At 39.5% G+C, this 18,832-nt stretch carries 14 protein-coding genes; 5 read left to right on the top strand and 9 right to left on the bottom strand.

The genetic code is table 11. The annotated features are described in order from the left end of the window. On the bottom strand, positions 1-225 hold a 225-nt coding region (locus B5X70_RS15290), incomplete at its 3' end, for a DUF4372 domain-containing protein (RefSeq protein WP_079558782.1). Positions 226-383: 158 nt separating this feature from the next. Here B5X70_RS15290 and B5X70_RS15285 point away from each other — a divergent pair. Next, a complete protein-coding gene (locus B5X70_RS15285; RefSeq protein WP_079558777.1) occupies positions 384-2,045 on the top strand; it encodes a L,D-transpeptidase family protein in 1,662 nt (553 codons plus the stop codon). Between the two features lie 5 nt (positions 2,046-2,050). On the opposite strand, the gene B5X70_RS15280 is transcribed toward B5X70_RS15285, so the two are convergent. Beyond that, a complete protein-coding gene (locus B5X70_RS15280) occupies positions 2,051-2,863 on the bottom strand; it encodes a murein L,D-transpeptidase catalytic domain family protein (protein WP_079558776.1) in 813 nt (270 codons plus the stop codon). 249 nt (positions 2,864-3,112) lie between these two features. On the opposite strand from B5X70_RS15280, the gene B5X70_RS15275 reads away from it, so the two are divergent. Then, complete coding sequence (locus B5X70_RS15275) at positions 3,113-3,853, top strand: superoxide dismutase (RefSeq protein WP_232468354.1); 741 nt, start codon at positions 3,113-3,115, stop codon at positions 3,851-3,853. A gap of 93 nt (positions 3,854-3,946) precedes the next feature. Here the strand turns inward: B5X70_RS15275 and B5X70_RS15270 are convergent, their stop codons facing one another. The 7 genes from B5X70_RS15270 to B5X70_RS15240 all read right to left on the bottom strand — a co-directional run bounded on the left by B5X70_RS15270 (position 3,947) and on the right by B5X70_RS15240 (position 12,890). Further along, complete coding sequence (locus B5X70_RS15270; protein ID WP_079558775.1) at positions 3,947-4,663, bottom strand: hypothetical protein; 717 nt, start codon at positions 4,661-4,663, stop codon at positions 3,947-3,949. 87 nt (positions 4,664-4,750) lie between these two features. Continuing rightward, positions 4,751-5,518: a peroxide stress protein YaaA gene (gene yaaA / locus B5X70_RS15265; protein WP_079558774.1), complete on the bottom strand. Its 768-nt coding sequence runs from the start codon at positions 5,516-5,518 to the stop codon at positions 4,751-4,753. Between the two features lie 715 nt (positions 5,519-6,233). Then, positions 6,234-7,373, bottom strand: coding sequence for an acyl-CoA dehydrogenase family protein (locus tag B5X70_RS15260; RefSeq protein ID WP_079558773.1), 1,140 nt, complete (start codon positions 7,371-7,373; stop codon positions 6,234-6,236). A gap of 173 nt (positions 7,374-7,546) precedes the next feature. After that, positions 7,547-8,062: a DUF3575 domain-containing protein gene (locus B5X70_RS15255; RefSeq protein WP_079558772.1), complete on the bottom strand. Its 516-nt coding sequence runs from the start codon at positions 8,060-8,062 to the stop codon at positions 7,547-7,549. A gap of 429 nt (positions 8,063-8,491) precedes the next feature. Further along, the gene (locus B5X70_RS15250) at positions 8,492-10,468 is read right to left on the bottom strand and encodes an acetyl/propionyl/methylcrotonyl-CoA carboxylase subunit alpha (RefSeq protein ID WP_079558771.1); all 1,977 of its coding nucleotides are present in this window, start codon (positions 10,466-10,468) and stop codon (positions 8,492-8,494) included. Continuing rightward, positions 10,452-11,243, bottom strand: a complete 792-nt coding sequence (locus B5X70_RS15245) for an enoyl-CoA hydratase/isomerase family protein (RefSeq protein ID WP_079558770.1) — start codon at positions 11,241-11,243, stop codon at positions 10,452-10,454. The genes B5X70_RS15250 and B5X70_RS15245 overlap by 17 nt, the downstream gene beginning before the upstream one ends. 54 nt (positions 11,244-11,297) lie before the next feature. Further along, entirely contained in the window at positions 11,298-12,890 is a 1,593-nt protein-coding gene (locus B5X70_RS15240; protein ID WP_079558769.1) for a carboxyl transferase domain-containing protein, read from the bottom strand. A 394-nt stretch (positions 12,891-13,284) separates the two neighbouring features. Here B5X70_RS15240 and B5X70_RS15235 point away from each other — a divergent pair, with 394 nt between their 5' ends. The 3 genes from B5X70_RS15235 to B5X70_RS15225 all read left to right on the top strand — a co-directional run bounded on the left by B5X70_RS15235 (position 13,285) and on the right by B5X70_RS15225 (position 18,825). Then, positions 13,285-14,202 carry an N-acetylmuramoyl-L-alanine amidase-like domain-containing protein gene (locus B5X70_RS15235; protein ID WP_079558768.1) on the top strand — a complete coding sequence of 306 codons (918 nt, stop codon included), beginning with the start codon at positions 13,285-13,287 and terminating at the stop codon, positions 14,200-14,202. Between the two features lie 324 nt (positions 14,203-14,526). Beyond that, positions 14,527-15,699 carry a cation:proton antiporter gene (locus B5X70_RS15230; RefSeq protein WP_079558767.1) on the top strand — a complete coding sequence of 391 codons (1,173 nt, stop codon included), beginning with the start codon at positions 14,527-14,529 and terminating at the stop codon, positions 15,697-15,699. A gap of 96 nt (positions 15,700-15,795) precedes the next feature. Further along, positions 15,796-18,825 carry an ATP-binding protein gene (locus B5X70_RS15225; RefSeq protein WP_079558766.1) on the top strand — a complete coding sequence of 1,010 codons (3,030 nt, stop codon included), beginning with the start codon at positions 15,796-15,798 and terminating at the stop codon, positions 18,823-18,825. Positions 18,826-18,832: the final 7 nt, after the last annotated feature.

Genomic DNA, 18,832 nt, shown 5'->3' with positions numbered 1-18,832 from the left:
CAAGCCTAAATGATAAGATTTGGAGTGATGAGCGTCAAGTGCAACAATCAAATCTCTAAGACTTTCACGATTTGTTAATTGCCCGAACATCAGAGAAAGCAGTTGGTTCCAACAAGTGAAATGTTTTACATATTTGTCTCCTTTGTATTTGGCAACAATACGATTGAATTTGCTTCTATTCAGAAACGAGACCAGTTGAGCGAAAACGTATTTGTCTTGATACATATGCAATCAGATTAATCTGATGCAAAACTAAAAATTCAAGTCCGTTCGCTCGAAAAACGTCCGCAACTAACTAAATTTCAAACTTTTCAAAGAGCTTTTTTAGATTTTAATGGGACAGTAATGATATTGGATGTTGAATATATTAAACGCTTTATTCCATGATTATTAAATTAAATATTCTGCTACTGGCCTTGATTCTTTTTTTTAGTGCCGGTTGTAAACAACAGTCACAAAGAAGAGAACTAGCAAGAATCCTGAGTGAGCGCATAGAACTGATAGCAGACTCTGCAAATATTGAATTGCTGGATGTCTATTATCAGCCTGATTTAATTTCTGAACTCTACAGAATGAGCGGTAAGATGTTCTCTCCTTTGTGGAGTGACAGGGAAAACATTGACCAACTGATGGATTTCCTCAGAGAAGTTCATCTCGAAGGGCTAAATCCCGAAGACTACCATCTGTCGAAACTGGAACTGTTGATGGAGAAAATAGTGGATAGTAAAACCCCAGATACTGAAGATTTGGCAGAACTTGAGCTTCTTCTTACAGACTCATACCTGCTTCTGGCTTCTCATTTGGGGAGAGGAAAAACCGATTCAGAGACCATTGACCCTCAATGGCACGCTATACACCGAAACCCTGATGTTGATTGGGTCAGTTTTGTTGACAGTACCTTAAGATACAGGGTGGTAAAAGAGACACTACAGTCTTTAACACCCGGACACAGAGAATATTCAAATTTAAAGAAAGCACTCGCAAAATACGTTGCCATTGAAGAAAAGGGAGGGTGGAATGCATTTAATACATCTTTAAGAAAACTCGAAAAAGGCATCAATCATCAGGATGTGGCTCAATTGCGCACACGACTATCCGTTACTCAAGTTGACATCCCGTTTGATAGCGTCAATGAGAATTATTTTGATGAAGCATTGCACCAACAGGTCGTTCTGTTTCAGATGCGCAATGGATTAACAGCTGATGGCGTGGTTGGAAGAGGCACCATTGATGCTTTAAATATTCCCGTAGAAGAACGAGTGGCCTCAATCAGAGCCAATTTGGAAAGATGGAGGTGGCTGAGTGATGATTTGGGAGACAGACACATTTTAGTGAATATTGCAAATTTTGAACTTCTGCTGATCGAAAATGGCAAAACCATTTTCAAAACGGAAGCAATTGTCGGACGACCATATAGAAGAACACCTGTTTTCAGTTCCAGAATGACATATCTTGTGTTTAATCCGGACTGGATCATCCCCCCAACCATTTTACGAAATGATGTTATTCCAGCGGTTATAAACAACCCAAATTATTTGAATCAACGAAGAATGAGAGTCATAACCAGAAATGGAGAAAACGTTGACCCATCCACAATTGACTGGCAAAGAGCTGCCAGCCATGGCTTTCCATACATGATTCGTCAGGATCCGGGACCGGATAACGCATTGGGGTTGGTAAAGTTCATGTTTCCAAATCATCACAATGTATATATCCATGATACTCCGTCGCGTGAGTTATTCAGGCAAACCGAAAGAACGTTTAGTTCGGGATGTATTCGTATAAACCAACCCATGAAACTGGCTGAAATCCTATTGGACACAAATCCGGGATGGGATATGCAAAGGATAAATCAGACATTGGCTGAAAAACGGTCAAGAACCGTTCATTTACAAAGACCGGTACCGGTTCATCTTTTGTATTTAACAGCATGGGCCGATGATGAAGGCATTGTCTATTTCAGACGGGACATCTACAATAGGGACGAACCATTACTGACAGCACTAAGACAAAGTACAAAATCGTCGGAAGAAGAAGAGATTTGAATACTCTATTGTAACAATTGAGCCAATAAAGGCCACATGGTGTAATTGCGCATAAATGAAGGAGTTTCCTCCAGAAATTTTATCATTCCGACCATTGCGTTTTCAGGTGAAATCAACGCGGACTTTTTGGTGTAGCTTGCTGTTGGATGGTATATAAACAAACAAGTACCGCGAGCCAATAAGCGAATCACATCCTCATGATTCTCCATAGGAATAGCCGGGCATCCATGACTTCTTCCTAAACGGCCATGTCTTCGAACAAATTCATGACTCACGTAATCTGCGCTGTGCATCACGATGGCACGCTCCCGGGCTTTATCATTTATTCCGGGTTCCATCCCGTTTAAGAAAAGTGACATGCCGTGACGGCCATAGTATATGTCACCGGTAACGTAAAATCCAAGACTGCTTTGATATGAAGATGGAATGTTGCTGAATTTAGTAGCAAACAATTCTCCGCTGTTCTGACCATGAGACACCAACATCTGGTCAGTTATTTTCATTTTATCCAAATCAACCACCCACATACGTTCATGTTTTGAGGAAAGTGAGAAATCTATTAAAACAAGTTGATTTTTCTTCGTGAGTGATTGTTCTTTTAGTTGGAAAAAGCCGGTTAACGCTTTTTTAAATACCTTCAATTCAGGTTTCTCAAAGGAGTCAAAATCCAGGTTATCATAAAACCAGGTAATGTAGGTATCGAAATGTTTATCATTGAAAGAAGTCTCTGACGAAATTTGCTCATCGGAAAGATGAGTGTATCCGGTAGGAAAAATAAAAAAAACAGCCGCACAAATAAAAATCCACCTCTTCAGCATATATTCCGGTATTAAAATAAGTTTTGCAATATAACCATAATACGCTATATATCAACTTAAAGTTTCAAAAATAATAGTTAAACATACAAGACACATATGTAGGAGCTTGCTTCAATCAACTGATTGCGTAAGGCCATCAGTTGAGTTAAATACTTATCACATCATCGTGAACAAAATAAAATATAATGTGTTGATTAGTATATATAAAGCAAAACAATTTTAAATTTTAAACCCAACAAACATATGAATATGAAAAAATTAAATGCAGCACTATTATTATTGGCTATGATTTTTGCCGCATGTGCAACTCCGGCAGCCGAATCAAATGATAAAGAGAAAGAAAAAGAGGAAACGCTAAAAGCCTATACTGGCGAATCTGTAGAGCACACATTTCCTGAACTACCTTATGCTTTCGATGCTCTGGAACCTTACATTGATGCAAAAACCATGGAGATTCATTACGACCGGCACCATAGAGCATACTACAACAACTTCATCAATGCCATTAAAGGTACCGAGTTGGAAAATGCCTCTTTGGAATTCATTTTTAGTCAAATGTCGAAACTAAGTGCCACAATTCGTAACAATGGTGGAGGATTATACAATCACAACCTGTTCTGGGAAGTGATGGCTCCGGGTGGACAAGGTGAACCATCCGAAGAACTAAAAAATGCCATTAACCGCACCTTTGGAACCATGGATGCCTTTAAAGAGAAGTTCAACAATGCTGCGCTTACACAATTTGGAAGTGGATGGTCGTGGCTGCTTGTGAAAGAAGATGGTTCACTTGCCGTTTCTGGCACAGCCAATCAGGACAACCCGCTTATGGATACTGAAAAAGTGAGAGGAACCCCAATTCTTGGACTTGATGTATGGGAGCATGCATATTACCTCAAGTACCAAAACAGAAGAGGCGATTACGTACAAAACTTCTGGAATGTTGTTAATTGGGACGAAGTGAACAGAAGATATAGCAAGGCGAAGAAATAAAAATTAGAAGTTATTGTTTCAGTTTTATGTCCAAAAAAGAAAGCCGGTTGAAAAACCGGCTTTCTTTTTGCTTTAAAGTAAAGTCATAAGACTTTATTTATTAATTCGCTCCATATACATTTTTCGAACATCCATTAAATACTCCAAATCCATTTTTGGATTATAAATCCTAATCATGTCCTGAATGCCAAAATTTACATGGAAATGTCCAATGGCAGCATCAAACATAGGTTTCTCCCAATTGTATTTGATCTTTTTGGTAATATCCTCAAAATATTTCCATGTTAAATACTTTGGAATGGTGAAATAACCATGATCCTTTTCGGTTACATCGAAGTAAACACCGGGATGCTTCTCTTCGAGGATAAAGAATTTTTTGATACGAATGACTGCCGGTCCGGCAGGTTTTCCTCCGGGTTTCTTACGAAACTCAATGCCTTCATCCATGTAACATGCCTGGAGTTCGGGTATCAGATTGTAGTCGTTAAGGTGACGTACCCTGATTACATGAAACTCCTTATTGTAAATGTTGACAACACCGGCAGCGGCATTAAATTCCGACTGAAAATACTTCCTGATATTTTGTGTTGCACGCGTTACCTGCTCTACCGTATAAAGCTGCTTCAAAACAAAGTAGAGATAGAGCGGTTTGCTGTCGATTGGATGGTCAGAGTAATAATCATAAAATCCCGGAAAAGGTTCCGGAGCCTCTAACACAAAAGTGTTGGGCATAATCTGCTCATCCAGTGTCTGGAGAGTCTCCTGCTTCAGGAGATTCCCATAACGTTCAATGTAAGGTGACGGGCTCATAATATATAGTTTTTATTTATTGTTTATTTTTGAGAAAGATAGCCATAATCCCACGCTAAATCAACCATTCAAAGATTTTTATCTCAGCTACCTACGGGTAAATACCAGGTCTGTCCCTTTAGACAATTCATTATTAAAAACATAGCCTTCCAAATCAAAAGCTTTCAAATCCTCCGGATTTGTAAGCCGGTTTTCAACAATGAAACGCGTCATTAACCCTCTTGCCTTTTTGGCATAAATGGAAATGACTTTATACTGTCCACTCTTGAACTCTTTAAAGACTGGCGTGATGATGTCTCTCTCTATTTTTTTTTCATCGATGGTTTTATAATACTCCTGACTGGCAAGATTAACCAATGCCTGATGTTTTTCTGATTTCAAATCATCATTGATGGCTCTGGTTAATTTATCTCCCCAGAACGAATATAAATCTTTTCCTTTAGAATTAAGCAGTTTCGTTCCCATTTCGAGTCGATAGGGCATAATGGCATCAAAAGGACGCAAAACGCCATATAAACCTGATAAAATCCTCACGCTTTTCTGGGCATAATCAACGGCATCTTTTTGCATGGTATCTACTTCAAGTCCGCTGTAAACTTCTCCTTTAAATGCATATATTGCAGCACGAACATTAAACTCGTCAAATGGCCAATGCCAAAGCAAAAACCTCTCTGCATTGAGTTGAGCCAACTTATCACTGATGTGCATCAACTCCCTCAACTCCTTAACAGATTTGGTTTTTAGCAAACCTGTCAACTCTTGTGCCTCAGCTGAAAATTGTATCCCAGTGGTATTTATATCAGGAATTCTACGTTCAAAATCCAAAGTTTTCGCAGGTGATAGAAGTATAAGCATATTTATTTTACTTTTTAGTTAGCATATGGGGATATTGTTGATGGTTTTGACCATTATTTTTGCCTTAGTGGTGACATCCTCTCTATTAAGAGTCAGTTTTATCTGTTTATGTTTTTGTTTTTAATGGTTCCCGAGGTCTCGGGAGAACTCGCCAATAGTCATCCTTACTTTGACCGGGCTAAGTACATCGCTTGTGTGAGAGCTCTTTATCATGGCTCGTTTCATGTCACCACTCTTTAGACAAATATGCAGATTATAATGCTATTGTCTATTATTCTTGCATTAAAATAGTTCGTTGAGCTTTTTATTTACTTGGTTTCCAGGTGGATGTAATCATTTTTAATGTTTGTAAGTTTCTTAAAATCAAGAACATGGTCATGCTTGTGCCTAATCCCGAATGTCTCGGGAAAAGTCTAAAGATCTAGTTAATTAAAACTCTTAAGTTTAAATTCGAATATTGATTTTTCTATTCTACCAACATTTGCCACTTACGATGGCTATATCTGATGTTTCTAAAACATTGGAATTGCGTTTTTCTCTGTCTATTGACCTAATAGCCTCTTGACCTAACAACCTAATAACCTAATAACCTCTCAATCTATCATTCTTTTAACCTGCCTTGCGGAATTCCGCTGTGCTTTATCTCCGGTTTCCTGTCTCCGGCTCCGCCTTGCGGAGTTTCACTATGTTCAATTTCCGCTATCCTTTCTCCGTGTCATATCCCCCTCGCAATCACCAGCCGAAGAATTTCTGAAGTTCCTTCACCAATTTGCAGAAGTCGTTGATCCCGGTAGAATCGCTCAATGGGATTGTCTTTAAAAAGCCCTGCACCACCAAAAACCTGTACCGCTTCGTCGGCAATTTCTCTTGCAATTTCTGAGGTATAAAGTTTCGCCATGGCGGCTTCACGGGTGTAAGGTTGGTTGTTGTCTTTCAACCAGCAAGCTTTGTAGAGGGTGTTTCTGGCGAGTTCCAATTTCATATCCATATCAGCCAACTTAAAGGCAATGGCTTGAAATCGATTAATGGGTTTGCCAAATTGTTTTCTGGTTTTGGCATGTTTTGCTGCCATTTCAAATGCACCTTGTGCCAATCCAAGTCCCATGGCTGCTACTGAGAGACGCCCCCCATCCAATGTTTTAAGCATATATCGAGCTCCTTGTCCTTCCTGTCCCAGTAAATTTTCTATAGGAACACGACAATTGGTAAAGGAGGCTTTTCCTGTATCCGAAGCGCGCCACATCATTTTTCCCAGCAGTCGCTGTGCTTCGAATCCCGGAGTTCCTTTTTCCACAAGAATGGTGGTAAGTTGTGAAGGTTGATCCCCATTTTGTGTCATTACCTGAAGTGTAACCCCTAGTGTAAGCGGGTTTGATATGTTGGTGATGTATCTTTTACTGCCATTTATCACCCACTCTTTGCCTTCTGTTTTTGCAGTGGTTTCGGTTCCGCGAGCATCGGAACCGGCATTTTCCTCAGTTAGACCAAATGCCCAAAGATGCTCTCCCGTTGTCAATTTTGGCAGATACTTCTCTTTTTGCGCTTCGGTTCCGTAGTCCAATATGGGAACCAATCCAAGACTGTTATGAGCAGCCACTGTAGCTGCCTGAGAACTATCCACGCGTGCCAGTTCTTCTACGGCAATGATGTAAGATAAAGTATCAAGTTCCTGCCCCCCGTATTTCTTCGGGACATTGATTCCCAATATCCCTTCTTGTCCCATTTTGCGAGTTAATTCCGAGGAAAAGCGTTCATCGCTGTCAAGTTTTTCTGCTTCCGGTGCAATTTCTGATTCTGCAAAGTTCCTGATTCGATGTCGCAACTCTTCGTGTTGCTTTTGTGTAAGTGGGTTCATTTATTTGTATTTATACTTTTAAAATTCTATTTATGTATATAAACAACAAAAAAATGGTCTTGTTTAAACTTTGCGATGAAATGTTCAGCGCAATTTTATCCTGAGAATTAATTTTTACAAAAAAAAAGCTGTCAATTTTTGACAGCTTTTTTAATAATTATGTATGTATTTTTTTAGAAGGCATAACCTATGGCAAAGGTAAATCTTACACCACCGCCACCAAAGTCGCCAGTTAGTTTGTCGTCCTTGCCAACTTCTACATTATAGCCATATCCCAATCCCAGGTCGGTTACAAAGCCCCCGCCACCTATCCACTGGTAGCCCAAAGTTACACCTAAACCTAGTAGCGAATATCCGGCAGATGTGTCATCAAAAACACTTACACTTGTAGTGTTTGTTTGAAATCCTAATGCAGGAGAAACATACGCACCTACCATGGCCTCTTTGAAATAATTTCTGTATGCAGCATCTAATCCAAATCCGGTAGATGTAACATCAAAGATTTCATAGTTATAATAGTTGGCGCCAACTTGCCATGAACCCTTTTCACTTAAGGCTTTTTCGTAACGGAGGTTGTAGTTTCCGAAAAGAAATCCTAAAGGGCCTAATTTCACAGCTTGTTGAGCTGTGGCAGAGAAAGAAACTGCACATAATAGGGCAATTACTAAAAATCCAATTTTTCTGTTCATAATTGTTTGGTTAGTTGATAGAAAAAGTTAATAAAAAATAAAAATAAAACATTAACAAAAATTTAATCATAGTAATTCAAAACTTGTCTAAATTATAGTTTGGTATTATCTATGAAATGCTTTTTATTACGACAATGTTGCAGTAGGGTTACAAAATAAATGATTATTTGTGTTGTTTGTAAGGCTTTTTAACTGCCAGAATGGATTGTGTGATGTGGATTAACTGTCAGTGTTTCAGAACGAAAAGATTGTTAATGTTAAATAGAATATTTGTTTTATAGATGTGTTTTAAATTTGTTGTTAAATTGAAATTCTTGGTAGAACGTTAAAAATTATGAAAAGAGAGAACTGAAATGAGTTCTCTCTTAATAGTTTAAAAATGGCAACCAAAAAACATTGAACAGAATCGCCCAATCCGCTAAAGAGTTGTTATAGCTTTAACTCCAGAATAATCTCATTGGCTTTAACTTGACTTCCCGGGAGTGTTCTTATTTTCTCAATGACTCCGTCATGTGTGGCTTTAAGTAGGTTTTCCATTTTCATGGCTTCAAGAATTGCCAGTGTATCTCCTGCTCTAATGATATCGCCTTCAGAAACTTTTATTTCGGTAATTTTTCCGGGAATGGGCGCAATAAGAGTGTTCCCATTGGCTGAGTTTTCTGCTTTTGTCTGTGAAACTTGTATTTTATCGGGCAGTATCCATGATGGGATAACATGCAGTTGAGAAGTCTCAAAACTGAGAATAAAACTGCCATCAGGCAGTTTTATTGAATTGAATTGGAAGTATTCTTTATCTGCAAAAAATCTGATTTTATTCTGGTTGTCATTTATGTCTCGTACCTCAATGGATGATTGTCGGTTGATATCAATTTTTAATGCCTTATCTATATATAGCCATTGTAGTTGAAACAATTGCTGGTTTATTGAAAATGAGATGTTTTGCTGTAGTCTCAAGTATCCGGATTTTTGCCAGATGTTTTGATTTTTTGAGTGATTTGGCCTTAGTATGTTCAGCAATGCAGCAGCGGCAATTATTTTTTCATCAGGCAGTTCTGGCTTTTTGTATTTAAAGCTGTTGCAGAACCCGGTGGTGGTATCACCATTTACAAATGCATCGGTTTTTAATACTTCTGTCAGAAAATGAATGTTGTTTGTAATGCCGGTAATGGTTGAGTTGTTTAATGCTGTAATGCTGTTTCTGATGGCTTCTTTACGGTTATTTCCATGTGCAATGATTTTTGCTACCATTGGGTCAAAATCGGGTTTTATTTCCGTTGCGCTATTTATCGAGGTGTCTGTACGTGCCAGTTTTGGTTCGGGCCAGCTTACCTGATATATATTTCCAGGGGCGGGTGAGAAGTTATTGGCTGCATCTTCGGCATATATTCTGCATTCAATGGCGTGTCCATTGAATGTGATGTCATTTTGGTTAATTAATAAGAGCTGGCCTTCGGCAATTTTAATTTGCTGTTCAACAATATCAATTCCGGTAACTGTTTCCGTAACCGGGTGCTCTACCTGAATACGGGTATTCATCTCTAAAAAATAGTGATTTCCGTTTTTATCCACCAAAAACTCAACAGTACCTGCGTTGTAGTAGCCAATTTCTTTGCAGAGTTTTATGGCGTCGCTGGTTAGTTTTTTTCGCAATTCTTTTGTTACAAATGAAGATGGAGCTTCTTCAATTATTTTCTGGTAGCGTCGCTGAATTGAGCATTCTCTTTCAAACAGGTGTATGTAGTTACCGTGTTGGTCACCTAAAACCTGAACTTCAATATGTCTGGGGTCTTCTATATATTGATCAGCATAAATGGTTTCATTGCCAAAGTAGCTGGCAGCCTCTCTTGCTGCGCGTTTCATGATTTCAGGAAGCTCTGAGGGCTGGTTGACTTTGTACATGCCTTTTCCGCCGCCGCCTGCAGCGGCTTTTACAAGTATAGGAAAGTTTAAGTTGGAGATGTTATTTAATACTTCATCCACATTACCTGAAATGGATGGTGTTACCGGTATTTTAATCCTTTGAGCAATTTCACGGGCATTTAATTTATTGCCCATTGTAAGTATGGCCTGATGTGAGGGCCCTATGAAAATCATTCCGGCATCTTCCACGGCTTTGGCAAAAGTATGGTTTTCCGATAGAAAACCATATCCCGGATGGATGGCATCAGCTTTAAAAGCTGATGCCTGCTCTATGATGGCATCAATATTCAGATAGGTTTCACCCAGTGTTTGGCCAGGAAGGAATGCCTTTTCATCTGCATTACACCATGAATCCATTTCAGTGGTTAATCCAATGGTGGTGATACCCATTTTTCGGGCTGTTTTGACTATCCGTGAAGCAATTTCGCCACGATTTGCTATAAAAATTCTTTGAATCTGTTGCTTTGGTTTAAAATTTTTTGTCATTCCAGTTTGGTTTTCGCTTTTCGAAAAACGCTTTTACTCCTTCTTGTCCGTCGGCTGAAATGCGTGCTTTGGAGATGAGTTCAGCGCAAAGTTCCTGCATGTTTTTATCAACAGAAACAAGTGAATCCCCCAAGCGGTTCAATAAGAATTTGGTTTGCTGAACAGCTTCGGGACTGTTGCGTGCCAGCTTAACCGCCAATTCTCTGGTTTTTACTGCGATGTGAGTCGCCGGAAATATTTGTTGAACCATATTGAAACGGTACGCATCTTCGCCATTGAAGGGAATTCCACTCAGCAAAAGGTAACGAGCGGTTGCCAATCCGGTTTTTTTAACGACGTATGGGGCCACGGTTGCCGGCACCAATCCCAGTCCAACTTCACTGAATGCAAACAGGGCATCGGGAGAGGTAATGGTTATATCGGCACAGGCCAGAATACCGATGGCACCGCCGTAAGCGCCTTTGTCGGCTCTGACAATGATTGGTTTTGGGAATTTCTCCAGTTCGTGATAGAGTTGATTGAACAGGCGGGCGTCTTCCAGATTTTCCTCGTAAGATTGCTCCGTGGCTTTTCGCATCCAGTCCAGGTCTGCACCGGAGGAGAAAAAGCCGTCTTTTCCGGATAAAACCAGCGTTTTATATTGCATAGATTTTGCAGTGTCCTGCAAGAAGGCTATCAGCTCCAGTATCATATTGCGGTTAAGCGCGTTGCGCTTATCCGGCCTGTTCAGTTCGAGGTAACAAATGTTTTCGGCAAATTTTTTAATGAGGGTCATAGATGGTAATTCAAAAGATTGTTAGACGTTTAGAGAATTAGATGTAATTTATTCTTACATCCTGAAAATTCCATATTTTGACTTGTTAAATGGTGCATTTAATGCAGTTTCAATGGCCATTCCTAAAACAGTTCGGGTATGAAGCGGGTCAATTACGCCATCGTCCCACAACCTGGACGTACTGTACCAAGGCGAACCCTCGTTTTCATACTTATCGAATATACTTTTTTCAATCTCTTTTGTTTCGTTTTCGGTCAGGATTTCTCCTTTGGCTGCTTTTTGGTCTGCTTTTAAGGTGCAAAGAACTCCGGCGGCCTGAGCTGCTCCCATTACAGAAATACGGGCATTGGGCCACATAAACAGAAAGCGGGGTTCATAGGCTCTTCCTCCCATGGCGTAATTACCGGCTCCATACGAGCCTCCTATGATAACTGTAAAAAACGGAACTCCTGAATTTGCCAATGCGTGTACCATTTTTGCACCATCTTTGGCAATGCCTTTATTCTCATACTCTTTCCCGACCATGAACCCTGTGATGTTTTGGAGAAATATCATGGGAATTCCCCTTGAGTTACACAGTTCAATGAAATGCGTCCCTTTTAATGCCGATTCAGAAAAAAGTATGCCATTGTTGGCTAAAATGCCTACCTGATAACCATGTAATCGGGCAAAACCCGTGACCAACGTTGTTCCGTAGTTTTTTTTGAATTCCTGAAATTCGCCGGCATCGGTTAGTCTGTTTATGATTTCTCTTACATCGGGCCATGTTTCTCCCGGTGAGGGAATCAGGTGATATAAATCTTCTGATGGATAATCGGGTTCTGAGTACTCAGTTCTATCCAAAAATTGTTTTGGAGATTTGGGCAAATTGGCAAAAATATCTCTGCAAATATGCAATGCATGGTCGTCGTTTTCTGCAATGTGGTCGGCCACTCCTGATATTGAAGTATGAACTTCGGCTCCGCCAAGTTCTTCGGCGGTTACTACTTCTCCGGTAGCTGCTTTTACAAGAGGCGGGCCTGCCAGAAAAATGGTTCCCTGTTTTCTTACAATGATGGTTTCGTCGCTCATGGCCGGAATGTATGCTCCTCCGGCAGTACATGAACCCATAACAATGGATATTTGGGGAATTCCGGCAGCAGACATGCGTGCCTGATTGTAGAAGATTCTTCCAAAATCATCTTTGTCGGGAAAAACATTGGCCTGTTCGGGCAGAAAGATTCCCCCTGAATCGACCAGATAAACACATGGGATGTTGTTTTTTTCTGCAATCTCCTGTGCTCTGAGATGTTTTTTGATGGTTTCATGTACATATGTGCCTCCTTTTACGGTAGCATCATTGGCCACAATCATTACTTCGCGGTTGTGAATAATACCAATTCCGGTTACGATTCCGGCTCCGGGAAATTCATTGTTGTATTGATTAAACGCGGCCAGTGGAGAGAGTTCCAGAAATGGTGTTTCGGGGTCAATCAATCTGTCTATTCGGGTTCGGGCAGGGAGCTTTCCTCTTGAAATATGTTTTTCCATCAGAGATACAGAGCCTCCCTGGCTCTGTTTTCTTAGGTTTTGAAGAAGTTCTTCTGCAAGAGCCTTGTTGAATTGATGATTTTTGGGGTTTGATATGGATTCTCTCGAGTTGGCCATAAAGTACTTTTAATGGTGTTGTTTAATTTAAATGAAACAGAACCTGTATTATTGACATACGTCGAACTTCGTTTCACAAATTATCTATTACGATGCTCAACTACCTGCTAAATACAGACGTCCTCAATAAAATTGACTTGAAAATAATCAATTATTACCTTCATCAATTTTCTTTGCGGCTGTATGTATTTATTGGTATTTGATCATCTCATAACGACAAGTCATGAATAAAACAGGATAAAATGAAATAACTTCAAAATATTAAAATTGTTTATTTGCAGAATCCATGATTTCAAAATATTTCCATCATAATTTACGAATATTTTGTAAATACTTCCTTAATTTTGGAGAAGCTTTGCTTATTTGACTGTTTTACCCTGTTAAATTTCCGATAATGTATTTTTTAAAAATCAAATCACTGCTCGTTATAATATGTTCCTTTAGTCTTATTGCATGTGCGCAAAAATCATCCGACACTAAAAAGCCGTTGATCGATTTTGAAATATATGCAACTTTACAGGATTCTCTGATATTTGAAGAAGTGATGACTGAGTTTAGGTTATCAGGTGATACTCTCTCCAATTTGTCGTCACGAATAATGTCTGTTGCTGAGTTTTTTGCCGGAACCGAATATGTTGCATCCACACTGGAGTTGGAAGGGGAGGAGCGCCTGGTAGTTAACTTGCGGGAGATGGATTGTACCACTTTTGTTGAGTACGTTTTGGCAATGGCCTGTTGTCAGTTCTCCGGTCGTATGGACATAGACGATTTTTACAGGAATTTGGCGTTAATCCGATACCGTCAGGGAAAGCCGGAGGGTTACCTGTCGCGGCTTCACTACTTTACCGAATGGTTAAAAGTGAAAGAAAAACAAGGGAGTCTGATTCTAATCAGCGACTCTATTGGAAATGAAGCGTTTAATTCGGAAGTGCATTTTATGTCTACAAATCCCGGTTTTTATCGTCAGTTGGAGGCAAATCCAGAGTATGTTTTCCCTTTGCAGAGAATTGAGGGCCGGATTGCGGGGTATTCCATGAAATACCTTACCAAAGATATCATTAAGGATAAAGAATTACACATCAATAACGGCGACATCATTGCCTTTGTCACTACCATCGAAGGGCTTGATGTTTCCCATACAGGGTTTGCAATGCATCACAACGACCGACTTCATCTGTTGCATGCGTCAACCCGAAGTAATAAAGTTGAATTAACCCCGGTACCTTTACATGAATATCTGGCAGGTTTGCCGCGCGTTAGTGGAATTCTTGTGGGAAGAGTGGTTGATTGTAAATCACTGTTGTCCGATTAAAATATTTGAAACCATTGACGTGTTATTTTTCTTTAGGTATTTTATAACTTTTGGTATTAATGGGGGCTTTCTTCCGCCTCAAGGAATTTCCGTTAATAAAATCTAGTTTATTGTCGTTAAAAATCCGGGTTGTTTGAGCGTAGCGAGTTTCCGGATTTTAGACAATGAACTTGATTTTTAGGAAATTACTTGCAGCGGCGGCATTTTTTGCTTACTTTTTTTTGCTGTAGCAAAAAAGTAAGAGCCCGTGCGGCTTGAGCACTTAAATAATATGGAATTATTTTTCCCGAACAATAATGTATTGTAAATAATTAAAACTCCAAAATGGCTTTAAGTCTTGCTATCATCGGTCTGTTAGGTATAACAGCTCATTATCTTTTTACAAAATTGCGTTTACCCGGATTTCTTGGGATTTTATTTGTTGGAATAGCCATTGGGCCAAATGCACTCAACTGGATAGATGAAAGCATTTTAATAGCTTCTGAGGATTTAAGAAAGATGGCTCTAATCATCATTCTTTTGCGAGCAGGGATGGGATTACACAGGCAAACCTTGAAAATGGTAGGTGCTCCGGCCATTAGACTTGGATTCATCCCGGTTCTTTTTGAGGGATTTATGGTTCTTTTTGTTGCATGGTATTTTTGGGATTTGGGTTTTGTAGAAGCAGGAATGCTGGGGTTTATTCTGGCAGCTGTTTCGCCAGCTGTTATTGTTCCCAAAATGTTATCCTTTATCGACCGTGGCAAAGGAAGTGAAAAGGGAATTCCAACCATGATATTGGCAGGTGCATCCTTGGACGATGTGGTGGCCATAACCATATTTTCTGCTTTTGCAGGATTTTATGGCGGTCAACAAGTGAATATTACGACTCAGGTATTATCTATACCCGTGGCAGTCATAACAGGCATCGCACTAGGTATTGTGATTGCGTTTTTATTGTTATGGATTTTCAGGAAGTTTGAGACCCGTAACACCAAAAAGGTTTTAATTATGTTGGGGGCGGCCATTCTGTTAACAACACTTGAATCTGTTCAGTCGCTTATTCCTTTGGCATCTTTGCTTGGTGTGATGGTCATTGGCTTTATTATTCTTGAAAAAGAACAAAAAACAGCGATTGATTTATCCTCAAAGCTCAATAAATCGTGGATTTTCGCTGAAATTATTCTATTCACGCTGGTGGGTGCAGAAGTGGACGTTTTTCTGGCATTAGAGGCCGGGGTCGCGGGACTTTTAATCATTGCCGCCGGATTATTGGCACGCTCCGTGGGAGTTATGGTATCATTGATTAAAACCGGTTTTAGTTTTAAGGAGCGTTTTTTCTGCATTCTTGCATACAGTCCAAAAGCTACTGTACAGGCCGCAATTGGCGCAGTTCCCATGGCCATGGGTGTTCCGGGGGGAGATGTTATTTTAACCATTGCTGTACTTTCCATTGTAGTGACCGCACCGCTTGGAGCCATTGCCATGAATTTTGCAGGGGAGAGAATCCTAAAATAGCTTCCTTTATTCTTAATTCGATGTTTCTGGCAGATGGTTGTTGCAAAAGTCTGAAAGATTTTCCCTAATTTAACTTCGAAATTGAATATTTTGAATATGGGTTTTAAAAACAAAATAGTTGCCGAAGCATATTCTTCATATATATCAGCAGTTTGGCCTGTTGTTAAAAGTTTTGTTGATTCAGAAACAGACCGGCGTGAAAAGATTGTTGGTGAGTATTTTAAATGGTATAGCCATTTAAAAAAAGAACTAAAAGCATCCAATGATGGTGCAAAATATGTTGAGCTGCAAAGAAACTTCAGGTCAGAAATATTTAAGATGCTCCAAGAGCATCTTAAAACTTCCACAAATACCGGTATTCATAAACTTCCACATCTTTTTGACAACGAGTTTCAAGGTTGGATAAAAGATATACCTAAAAGAGTAACCGCGAGGGAGCCATACACATGGTACGAACTTTCCCGGTTAAAGAATCCGTTTCGATACCCGGCTGCAATATTTCAAAATTTTCGGGCATCGTTGCTTCAAAGTTTTAGAAAAGTGTGGAACGGTTTTCGGAAATTATTCCGAAAACCGCCTAAGGATATTACGGTTTACAGAGTAAGACGTATCCCTTTTAATCAAATCCTTTCTTATCATACTTATGGCAGGTTGCATCAAAAACAAATTGAATTTCTTGATGAATTATTGACCCAATACACCAAGGTGTTTTTGGAATTATGGGAGCAGGATATGTTCCTTGATAAACATTGTAAATCTACCTTGGGAAAAAGTGAGGATGATATTTCCCTGAATTTCGAAGATAAATGGCCTGAGATTAGAAAAGCGACAAGAAGAAAGGACCTTTTACAGGAATTTGAAATAGCCGTTGAAAAGAACATAAAGAATGTTTTTTTACAAGTTGATGAACTTTATAATCTTTCAGATACATTGTATTTGCCAAACGGCAAATACAAAACCAGAGTGGTTGATGCATACTGTAACCGAATTCACGGCCATTGTAATGGGATTCTTCAGGGATGGAACAGGTCATGGCTTACCCTTTTGGATGATTGGACTTTGGATGTGGAGATTTCGTTGCTCTACTTGAGCGTGTTTCATGAATATTACGAATTTGAGAAAGTTACCCATGATTACATTCATGGCGAATTGGAAGAAGGTTATGCTGCTGTGGAGCAGTTCATAAACCAAAGTCGGGAGCGTTTTGAAAAATGTGAGGGACAAAAAAAATCTGTTCTTCAGTTGGTGGCAAAAGAGCGTAAACTGGCTGCCAGTGAGTTTGTTGATAAACACATTACACACTTAACCGAAAAACTGGCCATTTGTTTTAAGAGCGACTACAGGCAACTCTTACTTAAATTTAAAGCAGAAATAAATAAAGTCTCTGAGAAACGCACGTTTGTTTCGGAGCGCAAATATGCTTGTCCGGTGCAGGAGAATGATGTAAATTCCATTTCTCCGCGAGGGTTATTAAGCTTTGAAGCTTTGCCGGTTTTTGTTGCTGATGCCGAAAAAATTATGGCCATGGTTGAGCAAAATCTTGAAGAAGCAAGAATTAAGCTGACAGGCCTAGGTTCAGTATGGGATTTTAGTCTGGAGTCGGCTGCCATGATGTTGAATGAAACAAAGGGAACAGCTTGCGAGGCAATAATTAGCGCAAAGGAAGGTACAGTTCGTGCTCTGGAGTTGCTTTCTGAGTCGCAAGCAATTGTTGAGAATACCGGAAAAGCCATCAGCTCCGATTTTGGTGTTACCATTAATAGGTTTAACGACCAGATTCAGAAGCTCACCAACAGTGAATCTATTTTCGAACTCAACCTTAAAATAGCACGCATTAAAACCCTCGAAAGGTCAAAGGAGTTCAGAAAAAAAGTGGTGAATGGATTTAAAACGGCCATTCCTGTTGCGACAGAGTTTGTAAAGAGCAACTATAAAAAAATAAAATCCGGAACCGACAAGCTTCAGTATCGAATCGGGTTAAAACATGAATCGGTAGGTCTGGCATTTGAGTTATACGAATTCATCAATGATACTTCTGAAGGTTTGCGCAAGCTGCCCTTTGTTTATCAACGTTTGTATCAGCTCACCCCTGTTAGTGAAGCACGTTTTTTTGTAGGCAGGGAGGAAGAGCTGAATACGCTAACCGAAGCACTTAACAATTGGCGAAAAGACCGTTTTATAACCATTGCAGTGGTTGGCGAAAAGGGGAGTGGAGTTACTTCTTTGCTCAACCGTTTTTTAAATGAGAAAATTCAGGAAAAGGATATATACAGGGTAACGTTGAGCGAAAAAATACATACAACCAATCGCTATTTTGATTTTTTTACTGAGTTGTTTGGAGTCGAAGAGCGGTTTGAATCAAACGAACAAATAATAGACTATTTGATTAATAAAGATAGTCAGAGTGTGGTAGTTATTGAAAATCTACACCATTTCTATCTGAAAAAAGTAAATGGTTTCGATGATTTGATGTTGTTGTTCGACCTAATGTCGAACACCATGAAAAAAGTATTGTGGATAGGTGCATTTACAAAGCATGCCTGGAGATATCTCGATAAAACCATTCATGTCTCAGGCTATTTTACTTCCATAGTTCACCTGCAGGATATGCAACCTGACGTAATGGAAGAGATTATTTCACGCCGGAATAATATCAGCGGGTATCGCCTCCATTTCGACGATGATGAGGATATTATTTATCAAAAGCGGTATAAAAATTCGGATGAAAAAGCTCAACAGGAAATGCTGAGAAAGAATTTTTTCAGAAAACTAACAAGATTAAGTTACGGAAACATCAGTTTAGCGCAGCTATACTGGCTTAGGCTTACTCGCAAGGTAACTGAGCGTGAAATTAAAATGGGGAATGTGAAAGAGATTGATTTTTCATTTGTAAAAGATTTGGGTGCTGATGAATTGTTTGTTCTTCAAACCATCGTGTTACACGATGGTTTGTCAACTCAGGATTATATTCAGATTACTGGTAAATCTGAAAATTCAGCCAGGAATATTCTGGTTCCTATGCTCGAAAAAGGGTTGCTCATCCGGCCAAAAACAAAATACAATGTGAATCCAATTGTTTTTAGTCCGGTTGTCAGGCATCTTCAGTCCCGTAACTTTATTGGTTGATTTTAAT

The sequence above is a fragment of the Alkalitalea saponilacus genome, assembly GCF_900168165.1.
In the GTDB taxonomy this organism is placed as follows: domain Bacteria; phylum Bacteroidota; class Bacteroidia; order Bacteroidales; family Marinilabiliaceae; genus Natronoflexus; species Natronoflexus saponilacus.
The sequence above is the reverse complement of the archived record's forward strand: the minus strand, read 5'-3'. Positions and strand labels throughout refer to the sequence as shown.

Excerpts from the sequence above, each read along its gene's own strand:
- B5X70_RS15285 (WP_079558777.1), top strand. The coding sequence starts at position 384 with ATGATTATTAAATTAAATATTCTGCTACTGGCCTTGATTCTTTTTTTT.
- B5X70_RS15280 (WP_079558776.1), bottom strand. The coding sequence starts at position 2,863 with ATGCTGAAGAGGTGGATTTTTATTTGTGCGGCTGTTTTTTTTATTTTT.
- B5X70_RS15275 (WP_232468354.1), top strand. The coding sequence starts at position 3,113 with ATGAAAAAATTAAATGCAGCACTATTATTATTGGCTATGATTTTTGCC.
- B5X70_RS15270 (WP_079558775.1), bottom strand. The coding sequence starts at position 4,663 with ATGAGCCCGTCACCTTACATTGAACGTTATGGGAATCTCCTGAAGCAG.
- yaaA (WP_079558774.1), bottom strand. The coding sequence starts at position 5,518 with ATGCTTATACTTCTATCACCTGCGAAAACTTTGGATTTTGAACGTAGA.
- B5X70_RS15260 (WP_079558773.1), bottom strand. The coding sequence starts at position 7,373 with ATGAACCCACTTACACAAAAGCAACACGAAGAGTTGCGACATCGAATC.
- B5X70_RS15255 (WP_079558772.1), bottom strand. The coding sequence starts at position 8,062 with ATGAACAGAAAAATTGGATTTTTAGTAATTGCCCTATTATGTGCAGTT.
- B5X70_RS15250 (WP_079558771.1), bottom strand. The coding sequence starts at position 10,468 with ATGACAAAAAATTTTAAACCAAAGCAACAGATTCAAAGAATTTTTATA.
- B5X70_RS15245 (WP_079558770.1), bottom strand. The coding sequence starts at position 11,243 with ATGACCCTCATTAAAAAATTTGCCGAAAACATTTGTTACCTCGAACTG.
- B5X70_RS15240 (WP_079558769.1), bottom strand. The coding sequence starts at position 12,890 with ATGGCCAACTCGAGAGAATCCATATCAAACCCCAAAAATCATCAATTC.
- B5X70_RS15235 (WP_079558768.1), top strand. The coding sequence starts at position 13,285 with ATGTATTTTTTAAAAATCAAATCACTGCTCGTTATAATATGTTCCTTT.
- B5X70_RS15230 (WP_079558767.1), top strand. The coding sequence starts at position 14,527 with ATGGCTTTAAGTCTTGCTATCATCGGTCTGTTAGGTATAACAGCTCAT.
- B5X70_RS15225 (WP_079558766.1), top strand. The coding sequence starts at position 15,796 with ATGGGTTTTAAAAACAAAATAGTTGCCGAAGCATATTCTTCATATATA.